Genomic DNA, 16,966 nt, shown 5'->3' on the forward strand with positions numbered 1-16,966 from the left:
AATCTTGTGAATAAATGGAAAAAATAGATTAAAGCCTTGACAAATGGCTTTATATTTATTATAATAGTTTGTATAAATGTGAAAAAATTATGATTTTTTATAATTATTTTTACAATATTAAATTAAAATATTAATGATATAAAAATTAGAAAGGAGTCGATAAATAATGGCAGTACCTAAGAAAAGAACTTCTAAAGCAAAAAGAAATATGAGAAGATCACATGATTCTATCAAAGCTCCAAACATTGTTGTAGAAGCTGATGGATCAATAAGAAGACCACACAGATTAAACTTAGAAACAGGAGTCTACAGAGGTAGACAAGTGTTAGCAGGTAATGAAGCAGCTGATGCTGAATAGTTTGTTGAAGCAGGATTTATGTCTTGCTTTTTTTTGATTTTATTATTTTTCAATTTGAATGTTTTTAGTTGTATTTTTAATAGAATTATGATAGACTTTAGTAGATAATTTTTAAACTGAGAATTGGTATAAAATTATAAAGAAATAAAAAAGATAGAGAAAAAATAAAATCTGAGGTGAGATATGAAAGTTGGAATTTTAGGAACAGGATCTTATGTGCCTGAAAAGATAATGACAAACGATGATTTGGCAAAAATTGTGGATACAAATGATGAGTGGATAACAGTTAGAACTGGTATCAAAGAAAGAAGAATTATAGATGAGAATGAAGGAACATCAGATTTGGCGTTTAGGGCTGCACAAAAAGCAATTGAGGATGCAGGAATTGATAAAAATGAAATTGACTTAATTATTGTTGCAACTATGACATCTGATTATGGAACTCCATCAACTGCCGCACTTGTTCAGGATAAATTGGGAATAAATGCAGCAGCGTTTGACTTGAGTGCAGCTTGTACTGGGTTTGTTTACGCTTACTCTGCTGGACATAGTTTTGTTAAAGCTGGGATTTATAAGAAAGTGTTAGTTATCGGTGCAGAAGCAATGTCAAGAGTAATTGACTGGACTGACAGGGGAACTTGTATTTTATTTGGAGATGGTGCAGGAGCTGTTGTACTTGGAGAAGTGGAAAATGGAGGATATTTAGCGAGCCATCTTGTAGCTGATGGTTCTGGAGCATGTGAATTATTAGTGCCTGCAGGAGGTACTAAAGAGCCTGTATCTAAAGAAAAAATTGATAATAAAGATATTTATCTGAAAATGAATGGAAGAGAAATATTTAAATTTGCAGTAAGGGTTTTCCCAGAAACTGTAGAAGATGTATTGGATCAGGCTGGAATAACTGCTGATGATGTTGATTTATTTATTCCACATCAGGCAAATATCAGAATTATTGAGTCAATTGCAAAAAGATTTAAGCAGCCACTTGATAAATTTTTTGTAAATTTGGACAAATATGGAAATACCTCGGCTGGATCAATTCCGATAGCACTTGATGAGGCAATAAAGGAAGGAAAACTTAAGAAGGGTGATAAGTTTGTTGCTACTGGATTTGGTGGTGGACTGACTTATGGTTCGATTTTGGTAGAAATTTCAAAATAGTTATAAAATAATTAGAAATTAAGTTTTTTGTAGCCAAAGTTAGAATAATACGGAAAGATAAAATTAAAAAATTAATTGATGTGATTTTGTGGACTTTGTTAGAAATGAATAAAAATAAAAAATTATAGGAGGAAAATTATGAATTCAAAAATATTTTGGGGATTGGTAATAATTGTTTTAAGTTTATTTAAATTTATACCTGAGGATATTATGAAATATATTGTAAACTATCAGGTTGTAATGATTCTTGTGGGAGGTTATTTTCTTATTAAGAAGAAAAAACATGGTTGGATTTTCTTGATTGTAGGAATATATTTATATGTTACTCAATATGTATGGGAAGACTTGCCATTATTTATAGTTCCATTAATTTTAGGGCTACTTGTCTTTGGACTTGGTATAAAAGAAATTACTGATAAAAATAAACTAACTAAATTTAGCAGCAAAGACATTAAAGAATCAAAAAATGAAGAAATAGTAGATGCAGAAGAAGTAAAAAAATAAATACAATGAATATTTATTTAAAATCACTTGAATTTTTTCAAAATTAAAATAATAAATTAGTGAATTTTAAGATTTAAGTAAAATTAAAATGAATAATTTTATTATAAAAAATATGAAAATAAGAGGAGAACTTTATGTCAAAAATTGCTTTTGTATTCCCAGGACAAGGGACTCAGTATGCTGGGATGGGAAAAAAGTTGTATGATGAAGTGAATGATGATAATAAAAAATTAATTGATGAGATTTTTAAAAATAATGAAGATATAAAAAGAGTTATTTTTGAGGGAACAGATGAGGAGTTAAAAAATACAAAATATGCACAGCCTGCAATCGCACTATTTTCGGTTGTTTTAACAAAATTATTGAAAGAAAAAGGTATAAACGCTGATTTTGTGGCTGGACATAGTTTGGGAGAATACAGTTCCTTATATGCGGCTGGAGTTTTAAATGAAATTGATACATTAAAATTGATTTCAAAAAGAGGGGAAATAATGAGCGGTGCCAATATTGACGGTGGAATGGCTGCAATATTGGGGCTTAGTGCAGAAGATGTAGAAAATATATGTGGTGAAATTGATGGAATTGTGGAGGCAGTAAACTATAACGAGCCAAAACAGACAGTTATTGCTGGAGAGAAAGAAGTAATTGAAAAAAATCTTGAACTGTTTAAGGAAAAAGGAGCAAGAAGAGCATTGCCACTAGCAGTTTCAGGACCTTTCCATTCATCATTAATGAAACCTGTTGCAGAAATTTTGAAAAAAGAATTTGAAAATTACACTTGGAATAATCCAGCGACTCCGATTATTGCAAATACTACAGCAAATATTTTAAATTCTGCTGATGAAATACAAAATGAACTATATAATCAAACATTCGGACCAGTAAAATGGGTAGACACAATAAATAAACTCGCTGAAAATGGGGTTACAAAAATTTATGAAATTGGACCTGGAAAGGTATTGGCAGGACTAATTAAGAAAATTAATAAAGAAATTGAAGTTATTAATATTGAAAATGTTGAAAATTTATCAGATTTAATAGATTAATAAATACTTTTTCTTTTAGAAAAACTTTGTTTTGTAAATATAAAAAAATTAAAATTTTAAAAATAAGAAAAGGGTTAAAAAGACTGACTTGGAAGTAAATTTCTAGGTACAGTCTTTTTTATAATGAACTTCTAATCAAAAAAAAAAAAAAAATAAGGAAATTAAAATCAGAATATCAAAAATATAAGTTACACTATAATAAAAGAAAAATATAAAAATTTTATAAACTTTAGGAGGAATTGGTATGAAAAATGTACTCAGAGCGTTGTTCTTAGGTTCTTTAATGTTGAGTGTGGCTTCGTGTGAACTTTTTAGTCCAAAGGAATGGGCAAAATACAATAGAGGTAGAGAATTGAGAGGGCGTACTTGTGATTATGACAGATATGGTAATTATAAATGCTATGATAAAAGACCACATTGTATAAGAGATTCAAGTGGAGAAATTGTAGAATGTAGTGAAAAACCTTATTAATTATATTATAAATAAAAAAGGAGAATTTTTATGAAAAATATTATTAAATTTTTAATTATGACGTTAATATTTGTATTATTTATTGTTGGATGTGTTGAGCTACCAAATACTGTAGGGAATAGAAAAATTTGCGATGAAAGAAATCATTGTGAATATTCAGGATATCAGTATAATAGGTAGAGATTAGTGTAATATATGAATGTTAAAAGACTGGCTTAGAAAATGAATTCTAGGTACAGTCTTTTTTTTGTAAAAACTATAATTTATAAAAAATTAATTAATTTTTAAAATAATTTAATTTATATATTGACTTTTATTTAAAAATATAGTATAAATTATTAAATAAAAATTAATAAAAAGAGGTGGGTAATTATGGATAAGGTTTTAAAAAAAGAAAAGAGTAAAATTGAAAAAATGAAAAGAAGGGAGAAAATCAAAGAATTAAAGGATAGGGAAAAAGGGTTTACACTCGTAGAGGTGATACTGGTAGTAGCGATTATTACGATAATATCGGCAATTGCAGTGCCACAAGTTGGGAAATATTTAAATAAGGCTAATAGAAGTAAGGTAATTGGAGCAGTTGCAGAGCTTAATAATACAACAACTTCTTGGAGCATTGATCATGGTGGAGATGCACCTAAGAACTTACAAGATATTTTAACAGAGCATGGAAATCTCAATAAACTTGGAATTGGGCTGGACAGCAACGGAAAATTTAAGATTGGTAATATTGAAGGAAATGTAGTTTATCAGAATGGAGAGGTTTTTGCCAAAGTATCTGCAGGAAGTAAGGCTTTTGCGGGGGAAGAAATTAGGAAATAATGAATATTGTGCTTGAAATTGTGAAATATTGTATTTTTTTTAGAATTATCTGGATTGATTTGAAAAAAAGGATTATTCCTGAAGAAAGTTTTGTTATTTTGCTTGCATTAGGATTTATATCAGCAATTCAAAATACCAATTTAGAAGGTTATTATTTGGGAATTTGTGCTTATTCAATGCCGATGATAGTGCTTTATATTTTAGAAGATTATTTTGGAAAAACGCTGATAGGCTTTGGGGATGTGAAACTTATGATGGGGATTGGCGGTATTTTGGGATATTTTGGAATGGAGAAGATTGTAAATTTTTATATGATTTTGTATATTTTTTCTGGAATAGTTGCTTTTTTATTTTTATTTCTAAAAAAGTGGAAAAAGTATGAATATATTCCATTTGCACCGTTTATAATCATAAGTTATGTTATTTTTATGATTTTGGAAAATAAAAGATAGGGAAAATATGAGAAAGAATAGCGGAGAAACGTTAATTGAGAGTTTAATTTCGATGTTTTTTGTAACAGTTATCATTGTACCATTTGCAAATTTATTTTTACAGACATTTAAAACGGATATCAAAGTCGATAATTTAAATGAAAAAATGTAAATATTGAAAATATGGCTGAAATATTAAAGGCAAAAAAATATAATGAAATTGTAAATTTTATTGGAAAATATGAGATTTCAAAAGTAGAGGATTTTTATAATAGATTTGCAATTGAGAAAATATCAATTTTTGAAAAAATTGGAACAAAAACGAGATAAAAAAGGAAAGTCTCAGGAAGATAAAATAAATGTGGAAATAAAGAGGACGGAAGGGTATTTTATGAATGAGTTTGGACAGAAAGAATATATTTTTGAAATAAATATCGATAAAATAAAGGATTATTATTTTCCAAATATTGATGAAAGCAGTTAAAAAATTAGTTTGTAGGAGGAAAATAAATGAAAAAAGAGAAGGATATTTATTAGTCGAAATATTAATAAGTATATTTATATTTTCTGTTCTTGTATTCGTAATTTCTGTGTTCTTAAAACGTGTAGTTATTGTAGAAAAGGCAAAGAAGGATAATCAGAAAATGTATGAGAAAATGTATTTTTCGATGGATAAAATTGTTTTAGATATAAAGAATAGAGATATTCAGGGATTTTCTTATGAGGGAGAGAATAATAATATTTTTGTCAAAGAAAATCAAATAGTTTTTAAATTGAATGAGCTATTTTACAAAATTGAATTTGATAAAGGAAAATTGTATATTTCTGATGCAGAAAATTTAAAAAAGTTTGGAAGTAGAGCAGAAATTGGAAAATTTCGTGAGGCAAAGTTTGAGAAAGTGGGAGAATTACTCATTATTAAGTTAAAAGGCAATAAAAATGAGAGTATTAGAACTGTGAGAATTTAAATTGAGGTTTTGGATAATGAGAAATAGATATTTTAGGTTATTGAAAAATATAAATCTTGGGGGAAAAAATAAGAATATAAAAAAAAGAAATGAGGGGGCTAGCCTTGTTTATGTTTTGGTAATTTTGTCAATAATTTCAGCATTTTCAATTAATTTTGCTTACTATGTGCGACAGAAAAAGGAAATGGTGTTTTTGAAAAGCCAAAAGGAAAATAATGTCGAGAAGAAATATTTGATACATAAGGAAAATCAGAATGTAGAACGAATTTTGAATAAAGGGATTTTATTTGATGGGAATACAGTTCTGTTAGATAGGAGAGAGCGATATTTTGATAGTGCTTTAAAAAAAGATGGGCAAGCTGTTGAGATAAAAAATTTGATTTTTTTAGCAAAAGATACTGAAAGTGTTGGGAATTACAAGGTTAAGTCAATAAGGGACAGCAATGATAATGAATATTCATTACCACTTGAAGAAAATAAGGTTTATAGTGAATTGAAAGTTGTTTTTGCAAGGAAAATTTTGAATGAAGAGATATTGTTTCAGGAAAAAGTAGAGTTTAGGAGATTAAGTTCGCTGGAAGTGGAGATGAGGGTTTTGGAATCAGGTTTTTTATAGAACTGTTCAAAATGGAATACTTAGAAATAAGATAAAATATTAAAGGGGGAATGATGGAAGAAAAAATAAAAATATATATAAGAAGTAAAAATAAAATTTATATATATTTTAACGAAGAAATATATTTTTTTGAAAATCAGGAGCTTGAAATGGCTTTAGAATCGTTTTTTGAGGAAAATCAGATTGAAAAAAATACGAAAGCGACTGTAATTTTACATTTTTCATATTTCTTATTTAGTAATTTTGGAGAAAATGTGGAAAAATCTCATAAAAAAGAAAATAATGTTGAAAAGTTAGAGAAAAAGTCTGTAAATTTAGAAGATATTTCAGAAATTTTTAAGAAAAAGATTAGTTTTGTGAGTAGAAAATTGGTTATAAATCATTTTGAAAATCAATTTTTAGATATTTATTTGGATAAAAGGGAGATTAATAAAGTAAAAAATTGCCTGAAAAAATCTTCTGTGGTGATTTCGGAGCTGAAAATAGATTTTGAGGCTGTTTATAATTACTATAGGGACGGAAATTTTAAAATAAATCAGAATGAAAATTTTGAAAATGAAAATAATTTTTTTGGAAATGAAGAAAATTTTCATAATGTAATAGGAAATTTTGAAAGTGTCCATGAAACAGGAGTTATTGAAAAATTAGATATCGATAGGAATTTTGGTGAAATAGAGGAAATTGATATAAATGAAGAGAGTAGCGATAATCGAGGAATTTTTGTCAATGATGTAAAGTCAGGGAATAAAAGTGATAGAATAGAGATTTTGCAGATTGGGGAAGAAAATAGCCTTAGAATTTTAATTGTGGATGAGAAAATTGTTGAAGTGGAAAAAATTGAGTTGAAAACTGAGGATGTGGATGATGTTGAAAACTTTGATTTTGGAGATATGATAGTTGTTGGAAGTGGAGAAAATGATGTAAAAGTTATATTTACAGGGGCTGAACTTTCGGATAGTCCTGATTTTGTGAATAAAACGGCAATTTTTGATAAAGAGAGTGTAAAAAATATAAAATTTTCTGATATTGTTATTGGTGGAATTTGTATCATTGCATATTTTTGGATTTATAATTCAATTCCACTTGAGAAAAAAACTGTTGAAAATGAGATTATTCAGAAGGAGATAAAATCGCTAGAAAAGGATTATTTGAAGAAAAAGGCTGAGGAAATTCCAGATTATTCAAAGGAGCTTGCTACACTTCGTGAAATTGATGGAGCGATAAAAAGGAGAGAATATTATTCGGTTATAAAATTTTTGGTTGAAAATAGTAAAAATGGTATTGGTTATACGAAAATTAATTATGAGAATACAAAGTGGACTGTACAGGGGGAGATGGAGAATTTTAGTAATTTTGAAAAATTTGAGAATAATATTTTGAGAAAATATCCAAGCTCTGAATTGGGGTATTTGAAGGATAATGATACTGCAACGGTTTTTGAGTATGTACTTGAACCATTTTAAATTGATAAATATTAAATAGTTTAAGCCAAATAGTCAGAAATTTTTAAGTTTTAGTGCGTAATTAAACTTTTTAATAGAATAAAGATATATAGGAAGAAATAAGATGATAAAATTAAATTTGAAGATATTGATACTTGTGGCTGGAGTTGTTTTTATGCTGATAAGTATTAACAAAAAGTATGGGAAATATAAAGAGGTTTTGAATAATAGAAAGATTTTGATTGAGAATAAAAGGAATCTGGAAAGTAAGATTGTAGATGTAGTGGAGGAGAAAAAGTCAGAACGTGAAAGAATTATGGGAGAATACAATCAAATATTGGCATTGACTCAAAGATTGTCATTTTTGTCAATAAAAAATGAATCTGAATTTAAAAAGATGATTTATGTGTTTTCACATGACAGCGGGCTTAAAATGAAGGAAATCTCAAAATCGGAAAATGTGTGGGAACGCAATGGATATAGGCTCAAATATATTCATTTTACGATGTATGGAAGTCTTAATGATTTTGGGAAGTTTATTTATTTTGTGAATAAAAGCAGAAAATATATTGATACTTCCAAAATGTTTATGGAACTTACGAGCGATGGATTTAAAATTTCGCTTGGCTTTATCGAGAAAGTTACGGATAAAAAGAAGATTAATGTTGAAAATAAAGGAAAAATTGCATAAATCACATATTTGAAAGTGGGGATTAGAATTTTGAAAAAAAAGAGAAGTTACAGATTGTTAATTGTTTGCTTTTTGGCTTTTTTGCTTGCTTTGAGTAATGTTTTTGGAGCAAAAACAGCTGATTACGTAAATAAGAGTGATGTGGAAAATGCTAAAAAAATATTTATTTATGAAGTTCCGAAGAAAGTACAGGCTGAAAAAAAAGAAAATAGTGATAATAAGAAGAAAAATAGTAATAAAAAGGATAATAAAGATAATAATCCTGTAACTAAAAAAGAGGAAAATAAGAGTCAGGGACAGAATCAGAATAATGTACAGCAGACTGTAAAGGAAGTTAAAAAGAAAACTGGAGAAGTTGACTTGGAATACAGAAATGTAAAGGATATTACCGAGGCACTTAATGGATTTTTTGGATTTGAAGTTATTGGAATTGACAATAAAGTAATTTTTAGTGGAGATGAGAGTAAAGTTGAGGAGATGAAAAGGATTATAAAGTCGCTGGATAAGGAAAAGGAGCAGATTATAATAAAGGGAACTATAATTGATACAAGTTCAAATCTGTTTGAGCGGCTTGGAATTGACTGGAGCATAAATAGTAATAATTCTAATGCGACTAAAGATAATCTGGTGGCAAAATTTTTAAATGGAGAAGTTTCGATTGCGTCAATTTTTTCAAAAGGAGGACGATTTTTAGGAATAGATTTTAATTTGCTGAAGGAAAATGGAGATATACGGATTGAGGCTATGCCGACACTTATGATTATGGAAAATGAGGAAGGAGAATTAAAGGTTACGGAGGAAGTGCTTGTTGGAGAAAAAAAGACTACAAAGAAAGATACGGAATATGTAGAGCCGATTTTTTCTGAAGCAGGTATAGTCTTTAGAATAAATCCTGAAATTAGAAAAATTAACGGAATAAAAAAAATTCTGCTTAAAATTGATACAGAAATAAGCAACTTCAAGCTAACTTCAAGCTATAACGCATCTTCTGGAGCTAAACAGAAGAATCAGACTAAAACAACAATTACGTTGAATAATGGTGGCTCGACTTTCATCGGAGGATTAAAGCAGGATGTGAGCAAGGAAACAATAAGAAGAGTGCCAGTGTTATCAAAAATTCCTATAATTGGTCCATTGTTTAAGTATCGACGTACTAATAGGGAAATGCGGGATATTTATATTGAAATTGAGGCAGTAATTCAAGATAAAACTTAATTAAAAAATAATCATTTTAAACTTTTTTCAGTTCAAATGAAAAACTTTACAAATTATACTGAAAATTTCCAAAATATGTAGTATAATATTAAATAAAGACTAAAATTAAAATTATAATTTAAAACAGTAAATTAATGAATTTGAATTTAAGGAAAGGATAAAGATGATTTCAATTCAAAGGCTTGAAGAAATAATAAAAAAATTTAACAGTGTTAGGATTGCTGTAATTGGTGATATGATGCTGGATGAGTACCTAATTGGGAAAGTTAACAGGATTTCTCCAGAGGCACCTGTTCCGATTGTGAATATTGAAGAGGAAAGATTTGTATTGGGAGGAGCTTCAAATGTAGCAAATAACTTAACTTCGCTTGAAGCAAAAGTTTTTGTTTACGGAGTAATTGGTAATGATGCAAATGGAGAAAAATTTATAAAGGAACTTGAAGATAAAAACGTTAATCCTGCTGGAATTGTGAAGGATGAAACCCGTCCAACAATTATTAAAAGCAGAGTTTTGTCACAAGGTCAACAGCTGCTTAGATTGGATTGGGAAAAAGATACTGATATTTCAGAAGATATTCAAAATCAACTTTTGGAAAACTTTGAAAAAAATATTGAAAATATTGATGCAGTACTGATTTCTGATTATAATAAAGGGCTTCTTACAAAATATTTATCAGAAAAAGTAATTGAGATAGCAAAGAAACATAATAAAAAAGTAATGGTTGATCCAAAGCCGCAAAATTTTAAAAATTATGTTGGAGCAACTTCAATGACTCCGAACAGAAAAGAAATTTTGGATTATTTTGGAATGAAAAAATTTACGAGTGAGAAAGAAATTGCTGAAAAAATGGCTCAGTTAAAGGATGATTTAAAACTGGACAGCGTTGTGCTTACTCGAAGTGAAGAGGGAGTTTCGCTGTTTAGAACAAAACATAAGAGGATACCGACTGTGGCAAGGGAAGTTTATGATGTTACAGGGGCTGGAGATACCTTCATATCGACATTTTTACTTTCAATATGTGCTGGAGCGGATTTGTATGAGGCTGGGGTAATTGCAAATATGGCATCTGGAATTGTAGTGGCAAAAATAGGAACTGCTACTGCAACGCAAGATGAAATAATAGAATTTTACAAGGATAATGATAGTATATTAAAAAATATATAAAAATGAAATGTCCTTTATTTTAAAGGTTTTTTAAAATAAAAAAATACAAATAAAAATTTAAAAAGAAAAGGAAGTGAAATTATGGCAATTATTGCAGCAGTTGAAGCTGGGGGAACAAAATTTATCTGTGGATTGGGAACTGAAGACGGAAAAATCATTGACAGGGTAAGTATCCCAACTACAACTCCTGAAGAAACAATGGCACAAGTTATCGAATACTTTAAAGACAAGGAATTTGATGTAATGGGAGTTGGAAGCTTTGGACCGATTGATCCTGTAAAAGGCTCTAAAACTTACGGATATATTACAAAAACTCCAAAACCTTACTGGAGTGATTACAATTTAATTGGAGAGTTGAAAAAACATTATGATGTTCCAATGGAATTTGATACAGATGTAAATGGAGCGGCGCTTGCGGAAAGCTGGTGGGGTGCTGGAGAAAATCTTAAAAATGTTATGTATATTACTGTTGGAACTGGAATTGGGGCTGGAGCAGTTGTTGATGGGAAAATGCTTCAAGGTTTGACTCACCCTGAAATGGGACACATATTCTTGAAAAGACATAAAGATGATAAATTCGAAGGAAGATGCCCTTTCCATAAGGACTGTATGGAAGGAATGGCAGCAGGGCCTGCAATAGAAGAAAGATGGGGTAAAAAGGGATTTGAACTTGCTGATAGAGATGAAGTTTGGGACATGGAAGCATATTACTTGGCTCAGGCTGTTGTGAATTATACTTTAATTTTATCGCCACAAAAAATAATTATGGGTGGAGGAGTTATGAAACAGCAGCAATTGTTCCCATTAATTAGAAAATATGTACTGGAATTTTTAAACGGTTATGTTCAAAAAGAGGAAATTTTAGAAAAAATTGAAGATTATGTCGTTTATCCAGGGCTTGGGGATGAAGCTGGATTTATCGGATCGATTGCATTGGGAAAAATTGCGTTGGAAAACAGTAAAAAATAATGATTGATTTGTAATTAATCAAGGGGGGATTAATTAAAATGATAAATATTGTAAAGAATAATAAAAGTGGAATTAATGAAAAGGAATTGTTATCATTTACCAAAAGTGTGTATTATTTATTAAATGGTAAAATTTCACTAATTGATACACTTGGAATTGTTGCACAGAATTATAGTGGAGATTTGAAAAGTAAGATAATTGGTACAAAACAGCAGATTGAAAAGGGAGTTTCTCTTCATAGGGCTTTTTCAAAGATTACTGCAAATAAGGAATTTATGGAAATGATTAAAATTGGGGAAGAAACTGGAAATTTGGAAATAGTTTTTAAGAATCTGTATGAAAAGTACGAGTTTAATCAGAAAATAAAAAAAGATGTGAAAAATTTGAGCATTTATCCAGTAACAGTTATAGTTACAGCATTAGTAATTGTGTTTATATTGTTAAAGTTTGTTGTACCTAAATTTGTCCTAATTTATTCTGACATTGGGCAGGAATTGCCAAAAGTTACGCAAATTGTGATAAATGTTAGTAAAATAACTGATAAATATGGTATCTTTATTTTAATTGCCATAATTTTTTTAATTTTTGGATTAAAGAATTGGAAAGAAAAAAATGAAAAGAATTTTGAAAAATTTTTTTTAAAAACAAAAATGATTGGACAAATGTATAAAAATATTTGCATATTGAATTTTACTAGAAATATGTATTCTTTGACAGATGCCAATGTTCCATTGATTCAATCTTTAAAAATGTGTACAAATTCCAAAAGTCATATATTGAATGAAGAAGTAAAAAAGATTATTTTGAAAATAGAAAAAGGAGAAAGTATCCAAAAATCTTTTAAAAATACAACTTTTTTTGATAATGAATATATTAGTTTTCTCACTATTGGGGAAAAGACTGGAGAAATGAAAATTTCTTTTTTAATTTAAATGAAATTTATTATGAAAAAGTGAGTGAAAAGATAAAATGGTTCTTGAAAATGTTTGAGCCACTTTCTATAATTTTTATTGGAGTAATTATCGGAATTATTGTATTTTCAGTTATGCTGCCTATTTTTAAAATGGGGGAAATGCTCTAAATATTAAATTAAAAATATAAAAAATTAAAGTTAGAAATGAAAATTTTGGATTTAACACAAATAATGTAAATGTAGGATTTGTTATTAACCATTCTTAATATAAGGAGAAGGTAAAATTCTTTATAAAAGAAATATAATATATGTTTTATAAAATGGAATAAATTGCTGATTTATCTAAAATAATTTGGATTAAAGCAAAGTTTAAAGTTGAAATTAAAAGTTATGAGTATACTGTTCAAACTTTATAGATTCAATTTTAAAGGAATGTTAGTATACAATAAAAGAAAAAAGGAAAATTTATGATAGAAAATTTTATAGAATCATCGAAATACGCACAGAATTTATTTAAAATAAAGAATAAAATTATACAGGAGATAAAAAACGAAAGTTTAGATAAAAATGTGCCGATTATTACGGATGAAGTACTAAAGTATATGATTTTTACAGCTAGAAATATTAAAGCTGAAAATATTTTGGAAATTGGAACTGCAACAGGATACTCGGGGCTATTTTTGGCACAAATTGCTAATGAAAATGGCGGGTTTTTGACAACAATGGAAATTGATGAAATTCGTTATGGAAAAGCTGTGGAAAATTTCAAGAAACTTGGATTATTCGAAAAGAATAAGATGATTTTGGGAGATGCTTTGGAAGAAATTCCAAAACTTAATAAGAATGTGAAATATGATTTTATTTTTATTGATGCTTCAAAAGGGCAGTATTTGAAGTTTTTTGAAATGAGTTATGAACTTCTCAATGAAAATGGAATTATTTTTATTGATAATCTAATGTTTCGTGGACTGGTTGCAACAGATAAGGAAGAAATTCCAAAAAGATATAAGACAATTGTAAAAAGGCTTAAAGAGTTTATAGAAAAATTGAATGAAGAGTATAATTTTGTACTGCTTCCGTTTGGAGATGGAGTTGGGATAGTAAAAAAATAAATGTTTATTATTTTATAAATTAAAATAAAAATGTGTAAAAAGTAGTGGAGTATTTATAGCTGCATATAACTTACCGCTTTTATTTTAAGCTGGAATTGTTATAAAGAATTTTATAAATATGGGGAAAGAGAAGTGAGAGGAAATGAAATTTCTTTTGTATAATATTCGATATGGAACAGGAAAGTATCTGAATCAGCCATTTAAGCATATACGGGGATATTTGGGGCATTCAGTAAAACACATTTATCGGATTGGGAAATTTATAAATAAGTATAAGCCTGATATTGTGGGACTTGTAGAAGTTGATCTTGGTTCATTTAGAATGTATAGTAGAAATCAGGCTACACTTCTTGGAAGAATTACTAGAAATAATAATGTTTATCAGTACAAATATGAGGAAGATTCCAACTATATGAAATTTCCAATGGTAAGAAAGCAAGGAAATGCGTTACTTTCTAAAAAACCTGTTTTACGGGAAGAATTTCATTATCTGGATATTGGAATGAAAAAATTGATTATTGAGGTGGAAACAAAAGATGTAGTAGTGTTTCTAGTTCATTTGGCACTTGGTGGAAAAACAAGACAGAAACAGATTGTGCAGCTTTACAATTTTGTGAAAAACTGCAAAAAGCCAGTTATAGTTGCTGGAGATTTTAATGTGTTCTGGGGAGAAGAGGAAATTGAGATGTTTTTACAGGCTTCTAATTTAAAAAATATAAATACAAGAAAAGATCCGACTTTTCCAAGCTGGAATCCCAAACGTGAACTTGATTTTATACTTTGTTCAAAGGAAATAAAAGTAAAAAGTTATGAAGTTATACAAACTCAGCTTTCAGATCATTTGCCAATATTAGTTGATTTTGAAATTATGCATTGATTATTGGTCTTTTACTTTTTGTAAAAAATGTAGAAGATATAAAAGAACGTACATCCACAGATGATTATTACAAATTATAAGTTAGTTAGACAGAATTATATAGAAAGAATAAAAAAATCATAGTTAAAGAGGGGGATTTATGAAAATTTTTAGAAAAATTGTAATATCAGCTATTTTAATTAGCTGTATAATTTTCGGTGAATCAAATATTGAAAATAAAATTGCTCAGATTAGAAAAGACTATACAAGTACGAATGCTGTAAAAAATTATGTAGTAAAGGAGATTGAGGATAGTGAAAAGAGTACAGACGGTGGTACTATAAAATATTATTTTCAAAATGGAACTATTAAAAAAATTATAACGGAATATTATAGTGAAAGCTGGAATAGTTTAATAGAATACTATATAAAAAATGGAAAAGTTTATTTTATTTATGATAGAACTCAAAAATATAATGTTCCGTATTATATAAATGCGAATTGGTATAAAGAAAACAATCTGAAAGTTGGAGAGGTTTTCAATAGTAAAAAATCAAAAATTACTGAAAAAAGATACTATTTTGATGAGAATGAAAAACTGATTCAATATATTATAGGGAATAAAAGAATTGATGAAAATATTCAAAAATTGAAGGAAATTGAAAAAAATGTGTTAAGTGAGTATTTTAAAATAAAAAATAAAAATTAAACAGATACATTATAAATTTTCAATCTTTTTAGATTCATAGATTTTATAATTGAGAAATTGTTATATTATTTGAATTTATCAAAAAAATTTAAAGCATAAAATAAGAAATATTTTTATAACATAGATTGTATAATATATTACGACAAACTAAAAAAATATAAAAAAATAAGAATAATATGTTGAAAATTTGGAAAAAATGTACTAAAATGATATTGAAGATTTGACATTCAGAAAGGAGATATTGGTGAAATCAATTATAAAAAAAATATCAGTATTAGCAATTACGGTTTTAATGGCAACTACATTAAATGCCTCTAATATTATTATGGGAAATAATCATAATGCATCAAAAATTGATAATCAAAAAGTAACAAAGAGCAAAGAATTAAGAGGAGTGTGGGTAGCCAGTGTAAGTAATATTGATTGGCCGTCAAAAAAAGGACTTAGTGTTGAGCAGCAAAAAAGAGAATTTTTGACAATTCTTGATAATGTGAAAAAATGGAATATGAATGCAGTATTTGTGCAAATTAAGCCATCAGGGGATGCTTTTTATCCATCTAAATATGGACCTTGGTCTGAGTACTTAACAGGGACTCAAGGAATAAATCCAGGATACGACCCACTAAAATTCATGGTAGAAGAAGCACATAAGAGAGGAATTGAATTTCATGCGTGGTTTAATCCATACAGACTTTCAGTATCCAGTTCAAGAGATAAATTATCAAAAGATAACATTGGACGAAAAAAACCAGAATGGACAGTAGCTTATGGAGGACAATTGTACTTAAATCCAGGTATTCCTGAAGTTAATGATTATGTTGTGAACAGTATCGTTGAAGTTGTAAAAAATTATGATGTTGATGGTGTTCATATGGATGACTATTTTTATCCATATAAAGTTAAAAATCAAGAATATCCTGATTCTGCACAGTATCAGAAATATGGACACAAATTTTCATCAGTTGGTGACTGGAGAAGAAACAATGTAAATAAATTAGTTGAGAAATTGCATTCTTCTATAAAAAAAGAAAATGAAAATGTAGAATTTGGAATAAGTCCTTTTGGAGTATGGAGAAATGCATCTACTGATCCATCTAGAGGTTCTGAAACAAAAGCTGGAGTTCAAAACTACGATGATTTATATGCAGATATTTTATTGTGGATGAATAAAGGGTGGATAGATTATGTAGCACCGCAAATTTACTGGAATCAGGGGCATAAAGCTGCTGAGTACAATACACTTGTAAAATGGTGGAGTAAATATGCAGGTCAAACAAAAACAAATCTATATATAGGACAAGCTGCATACAAAGTTAATGATTGGCAAAATGCAAAAGAATTAATAAATCAGGTAAATTTCAACAGAAATTATCCAGAAGTAAAAGGAAGCATATTCTTTAGCTATAAATCATTATTAACTAATCCTAAAAATGCAACAAGCAGTTTAGCACAAGGGCCTTATGCTAATAGAGAAAATCAAGGATTCTAATTACAGAAAAAAAGATTAAAGAAAAGG

General features: G+C 28.4%; 23 protein-coding genes. All 23 read left to right on the forward strand.

The window, feature by feature from the left end; genetic code table 11:
- Positions 1-166 precede the first annotated feature (166 nt).
- The gene (gene rpmF, locus FVE75_RS02870; RefSeq protein WP_021745125.1) at positions 167-358 is read left to right on the forward strand and encodes a 50S ribosomal protein L32; all 192 of its coding nucleotides are present in this window, start codon (positions 167-169) and stop codon (positions 356-358) included.
- Between the two features lie 183 nt (positions 359-541).
- Positions 542-1,519 (forward strand): beta-ketoacyl-ACP synthase III, encoded by a 978-nt coding sequence (locus FVE75_RS02875; RefSeq protein ID WP_147005136.1) that lies wholly within the window; start codon positions 542-544, stop codon positions 1,517-1,519.
- Between the two features lie 138 nt (positions 1,520-1,657).
- A complete protein-coding gene (locus tag FVE75_RS02880) occupies positions 1,658-2,023 on the forward strand; it encodes a hypothetical protein (RefSeq protein WP_147005137.1) in 366 nt (121 codons plus the stop codon).
- A 134-nt stretch (positions 2,024-2,157) separates the two neighbouring features.
- A complete protein-coding gene (gene fabD / locus FVE75_RS02885; RefSeq protein WP_147005138.1) occupies positions 2,158-3,069 on the forward strand; it encodes an ACP S-malonyltransferase in 912 nt (303 codons plus the stop codon).
- Positions 3,070-3,313: 244 nt separating this feature from the next.
- The gene (locus FVE75_RS02890; RefSeq protein WP_147005139.1) at positions 3,314-3,541 is read left to right on the forward strand and encodes a hypothetical protein; all 228 of its coding nucleotides are present in this window, start codon (positions 3,314-3,316) and stop codon (positions 3,539-3,541) included.
- A 372-nt stretch (positions 3,542-3,913) separates the two neighbouring features.
- On the forward strand, positions 3,914-4,363 hold the full coding sequence (locus FVE75_RS02895) for a prepilin-type N-terminal cleavage/methylation domain-containing protein (RefSeq protein ID WP_147005140.1): 450 nt from the start codon (positions 3,914-3,916) through the stop codon (positions 4,361-4,363).
- Positions 4,363-4,815 (forward strand): prepilin peptidase, encoded by a 453-nt coding sequence (locus FVE75_RS02900; RefSeq protein ID WP_147005141.1) that lies wholly within the window; start codon positions 4,363-4,365, stop codon positions 4,813-4,815. Before FVE75_RS02895 ends, FVE75_RS02900 begins: the two co-directional genes overlap by 1 nt.
- 7 nt (positions 4,816-4,822) lie before the next feature.
- The gene (locus FVE75_RS11190; protein WP_232052599.1) at positions 4,823-4,966 is read left to right on the forward strand and encodes a type IV pilus modification PilV family protein; all 144 of its coding nucleotides are present in this window, start codon (positions 4,823-4,825) and stop codon (positions 4,964-4,966) included.
- Between the two features lie 11 nt (positions 4,967-4,977).
- Entirely contained in the window at positions 4,978-5,124 is a 147-nt protein-coding gene (locus FVE75_RS11195; RefSeq protein ID WP_232052600.1) for a hypothetical protein, read from the forward strand.
- Entirely contained in the window at positions 5,096-5,278 is a 183-nt protein-coding gene (locus FVE75_RS11200; protein ID WP_232052601.1) for a hypothetical protein, read from the forward strand. Before FVE75_RS11195 ends, FVE75_RS11200 begins: the two co-directional genes overlap by 29 nt.
- Positions 5,265-5,762, forward strand: coding sequence for a hypothetical protein (locus tag FVE75_RS02910; protein ID WP_147005142.1), 498 nt, complete (start codon positions 5,265-5,267; stop codon positions 5,760-5,762). Before FVE75_RS11200 ends, FVE75_RS02910 begins: the two co-directional genes overlap by 14 nt.
- 16 nt (positions 5,763-5,778) lie before the next feature.
- Positions 5,779-6,378 carry a hypothetical protein gene (locus FVE75_RS02915; protein ID WP_147005143.1) on the forward strand — a complete coding sequence of 200 codons (600 nt, stop codon included), beginning with the start codon at positions 5,779-5,781 and terminating at the stop codon, positions 6,376-6,378.
- Positions 6,379-6,431: 53 nt separating this feature from the next.
- Positions 6,432-7,841, forward strand: a complete 1,410-nt coding sequence (locus FVE75_RS02920) for a hypothetical protein (RefSeq protein WP_172618762.1) — start codon at positions 6,432-6,434, stop codon at positions 7,839-7,841.
- A 103-nt stretch (positions 7,842-7,944) separates the two neighbouring features.
- A complete protein-coding gene (locus FVE75_RS02925; RefSeq protein ID WP_147005144.1) occupies positions 7,945-8,511 on the forward strand; it encodes a hypothetical protein in 567 nt (188 codons plus the stop codon).
- A gap of 30 nt (positions 8,512-8,541) precedes the next feature.
- Positions 8,542-9,726 (forward strand): type II secretion system protein GspD, encoded by a 1,185-nt coding sequence (locus FVE75_RS02930; RefSeq protein ID WP_147005145.1) that lies wholly within the window; start codon positions 8,542-8,544, stop codon positions 9,724-9,726.
- A 163-nt stretch (positions 9,727-9,889) separates the two neighbouring features.
- Complete coding sequence (gene rfaE1 / locus FVE75_RS02935) at positions 9,890-10,891, forward strand: D-glycero-beta-D-manno-heptose-7-phosphate kinase (RefSeq protein ID WP_147005146.1); 1,002 nt, start codon at positions 9,890-9,892, stop codon at positions 10,889-10,891.
- Positions 10,892-10,972: 81 nt separating this feature from the next.
- Positions 10,973-11,860: an ROK family protein gene (locus FVE75_RS02940; protein ID WP_147005147.1), complete on the forward strand. Its 888-nt coding sequence runs from the start codon at positions 10,973-10,975 to the stop codon at positions 11,858-11,860.
- 38 nt (positions 11,861-11,898) lie between these two features.
- Entirely contained in the window at positions 11,899-12,792 is an 894-nt protein-coding gene (locus FVE75_RS02945) for a type II secretion system F family protein (RefSeq protein WP_269472161.1), read from the forward strand.
- A 20-nt stretch (positions 12,793-12,812) separates the two neighbouring features.
- Positions 12,813-12,941: a hypothetical protein gene (locus FVE75_RS11655; protein ID WP_269472162.1), complete on the forward strand. Its 129-nt coding sequence runs from the start codon at positions 12,813-12,815 to the stop codon at positions 12,939-12,941.
- Positions 12,942-13,240: 299 nt separating this feature from the next.
- The gene (locus tag FVE75_RS02950) at positions 13,241-13,885 is read left to right on the forward strand and encodes an O-methyltransferase (RefSeq protein WP_147005148.1); all 645 of its coding nucleotides are present in this window, start codon (positions 13,241-13,243) and stop codon (positions 13,883-13,885) included.
- Positions 13,886-14,027: 142 nt separating this feature from the next.
- Complete coding sequence (locus FVE75_RS02955; protein ID WP_147005149.1) at positions 14,028-14,762, forward strand: endonuclease/exonuclease/phosphatase family protein; 735 nt, start codon at positions 14,028-14,030, stop codon at positions 14,760-14,762.
- Between the two features lie 139 nt (positions 14,763-14,901).
- Positions 14,902-15,450, forward strand: coding sequence for a hypothetical protein (locus FVE75_RS02960; protein ID WP_147005150.1), 549 nt, complete (start codon positions 14,902-14,904; stop codon positions 15,448-15,450).
- Positions 15,451-15,694: 244 nt separating this feature from the next.
- On the forward strand, positions 15,695-16,939 hold the full coding sequence (locus tag FVE75_RS02965) for a glycoside hydrolase family 10 protein (protein WP_147005151.1): 1,245 nt from the start codon (positions 15,695-15,697) through the stop codon (positions 16,937-16,939).
- The last annotated feature ends 27 nt before the right edge of the window (positions 16,940-16,966 follow it).

It is taken from the genome of Leptotrichia hongkongensis, assembly GCF_007990635.1.
In the GTDB taxonomy this organism is placed as follows: Bacteria; Fusobacteriota; Fusobacteriia; order Fusobacteriales; family Leptotrichiaceae; genus Leptotrichia; species Leptotrichia hongkongensis.

What these genes read in the sequence shown, in the direction of transcription:
- rpmF (WP_021745125.1), top strand. Translation starts at nt 167, where the DNA reads ATGGCAGTACCTAAGAAAAGAACTTCTAAAGCAAAAAGAAATATGAGA.
- FVE75_RS02875 (WP_147005136.1), top strand. Translation starts at nt 542, where the DNA reads ATGAAAGTTGGAATTTTAGGAACAGGATCTTATGTGCCTGAAAAGATA.
- FVE75_RS02880 (WP_147005137.1), top strand. Translation starts at nt 1,658, where the DNA reads ATGAATTCAAAAATATTTTGGGGATTGGTAATAATTGTTTTAAGTTTA.
- fabD (WP_147005138.1), top strand. Translation starts at nt 2,158, where the DNA reads ATGTCAAAAATTGCTTTTGTATTCCCAGGACAAGGGACTCAGTATGCT.
- FVE75_RS02890 (WP_147005139.1), top strand. Translation starts at nt 3,314, where the DNA reads ATGAAAAATGTACTCAGAGCGTTGTTCTTAGGTTCTTTAATGTTGAGT.
- FVE75_RS02895 (WP_147005140.1), top strand. Translation starts at nt 3,914, where the DNA reads ATGGATAAGGTTTTAAAAAAAGAAAAGAGTAAAATTGAAAAAATGAAA.
- FVE75_RS02900 (WP_147005141.1), top strand. Translation starts at nt 4,363, where the DNA reads ATGAATATTGTGCTTGAAATTGTGAAATATTGTATTTTTTTTAGAATT.
- FVE75_RS11190 (WP_232052599.1), top strand. Translation starts at nt 4,823, where the DNA reads ATGAGAAAGAATAGCGGAGAAACGTTAATTGAGAGTTTAATTTCGATG.
- FVE75_RS11195 (WP_232052600.1), top strand. Translation starts at nt 4,978, where the DNA reads ATGGCTGAAATATTAAAGGCAAAAAAATATAATGAAATTGTAAATTTT.
- FVE75_RS02910 (WP_147005142.1), top strand. Translation starts at nt 5,265, where the DNA reads ATGAAAGCAGTTAAAAAATTAGTTTGTAGGAGGAAAATAAATGAAAAA.
- FVE75_RS02915 (WP_147005143.1), top strand. Translation starts at nt 5,779, where the DNA reads ATGAGAAATAGATATTTTAGGTTATTGAAAAATATAAATCTTGGGGGA.
- FVE75_RS02920 (WP_172618762.1), top strand. Translation starts at nt 6,432, where the DNA reads ATGGAAGAAAAAATAAAAATATATATAAGAAGTAAAAATAAAATTTAT.
- FVE75_RS02925 (WP_147005144.1), top strand. Translation starts at nt 7,945, where the DNA reads ATGATAAAATTAAATTTGAAGATATTGATACTTGTGGCTGGAGTTGTT.
- rfaE1 (WP_147005146.1), top strand. Translation starts at nt 9,890, where the DNA reads ATGATTTCAATTCAAAGGCTTGAAGAAATAATAAAAAAATTTAACAGT.
- FVE75_RS02940 (WP_147005147.1), top strand. Translation starts at nt 10,973, where the DNA reads ATGGCAATTATTGCAGCAGTTGAAGCTGGGGGAACAAAATTTATCTGT.
- FVE75_RS02945 (WP_269472161.1), top strand. Translation starts at nt 11,899, where the DNA reads ATGATAAATATTGTAAAGAATAATAAAAGTGGAATTAATGAAAAGGAA.
- FVE75_RS02950 (WP_147005148.1), top strand. Translation starts at nt 13,241, where the DNA reads ATGATAGAAAATTTTATAGAATCATCGAAATACGCACAGAATTTATTT.
- FVE75_RS02955 (WP_147005149.1), top strand. Translation starts at nt 14,028, where the DNA reads ATGAAATTTCTTTTGTATAATATTCGATATGGAACAGGAAAGTATCTG.
- FVE75_RS02960 (WP_147005150.1), top strand. Translation starts at nt 14,902, where the DNA reads ATGAAAATTTTTAGAAAAATTGTAATATCAGCTATTTTAATTAGCTGT.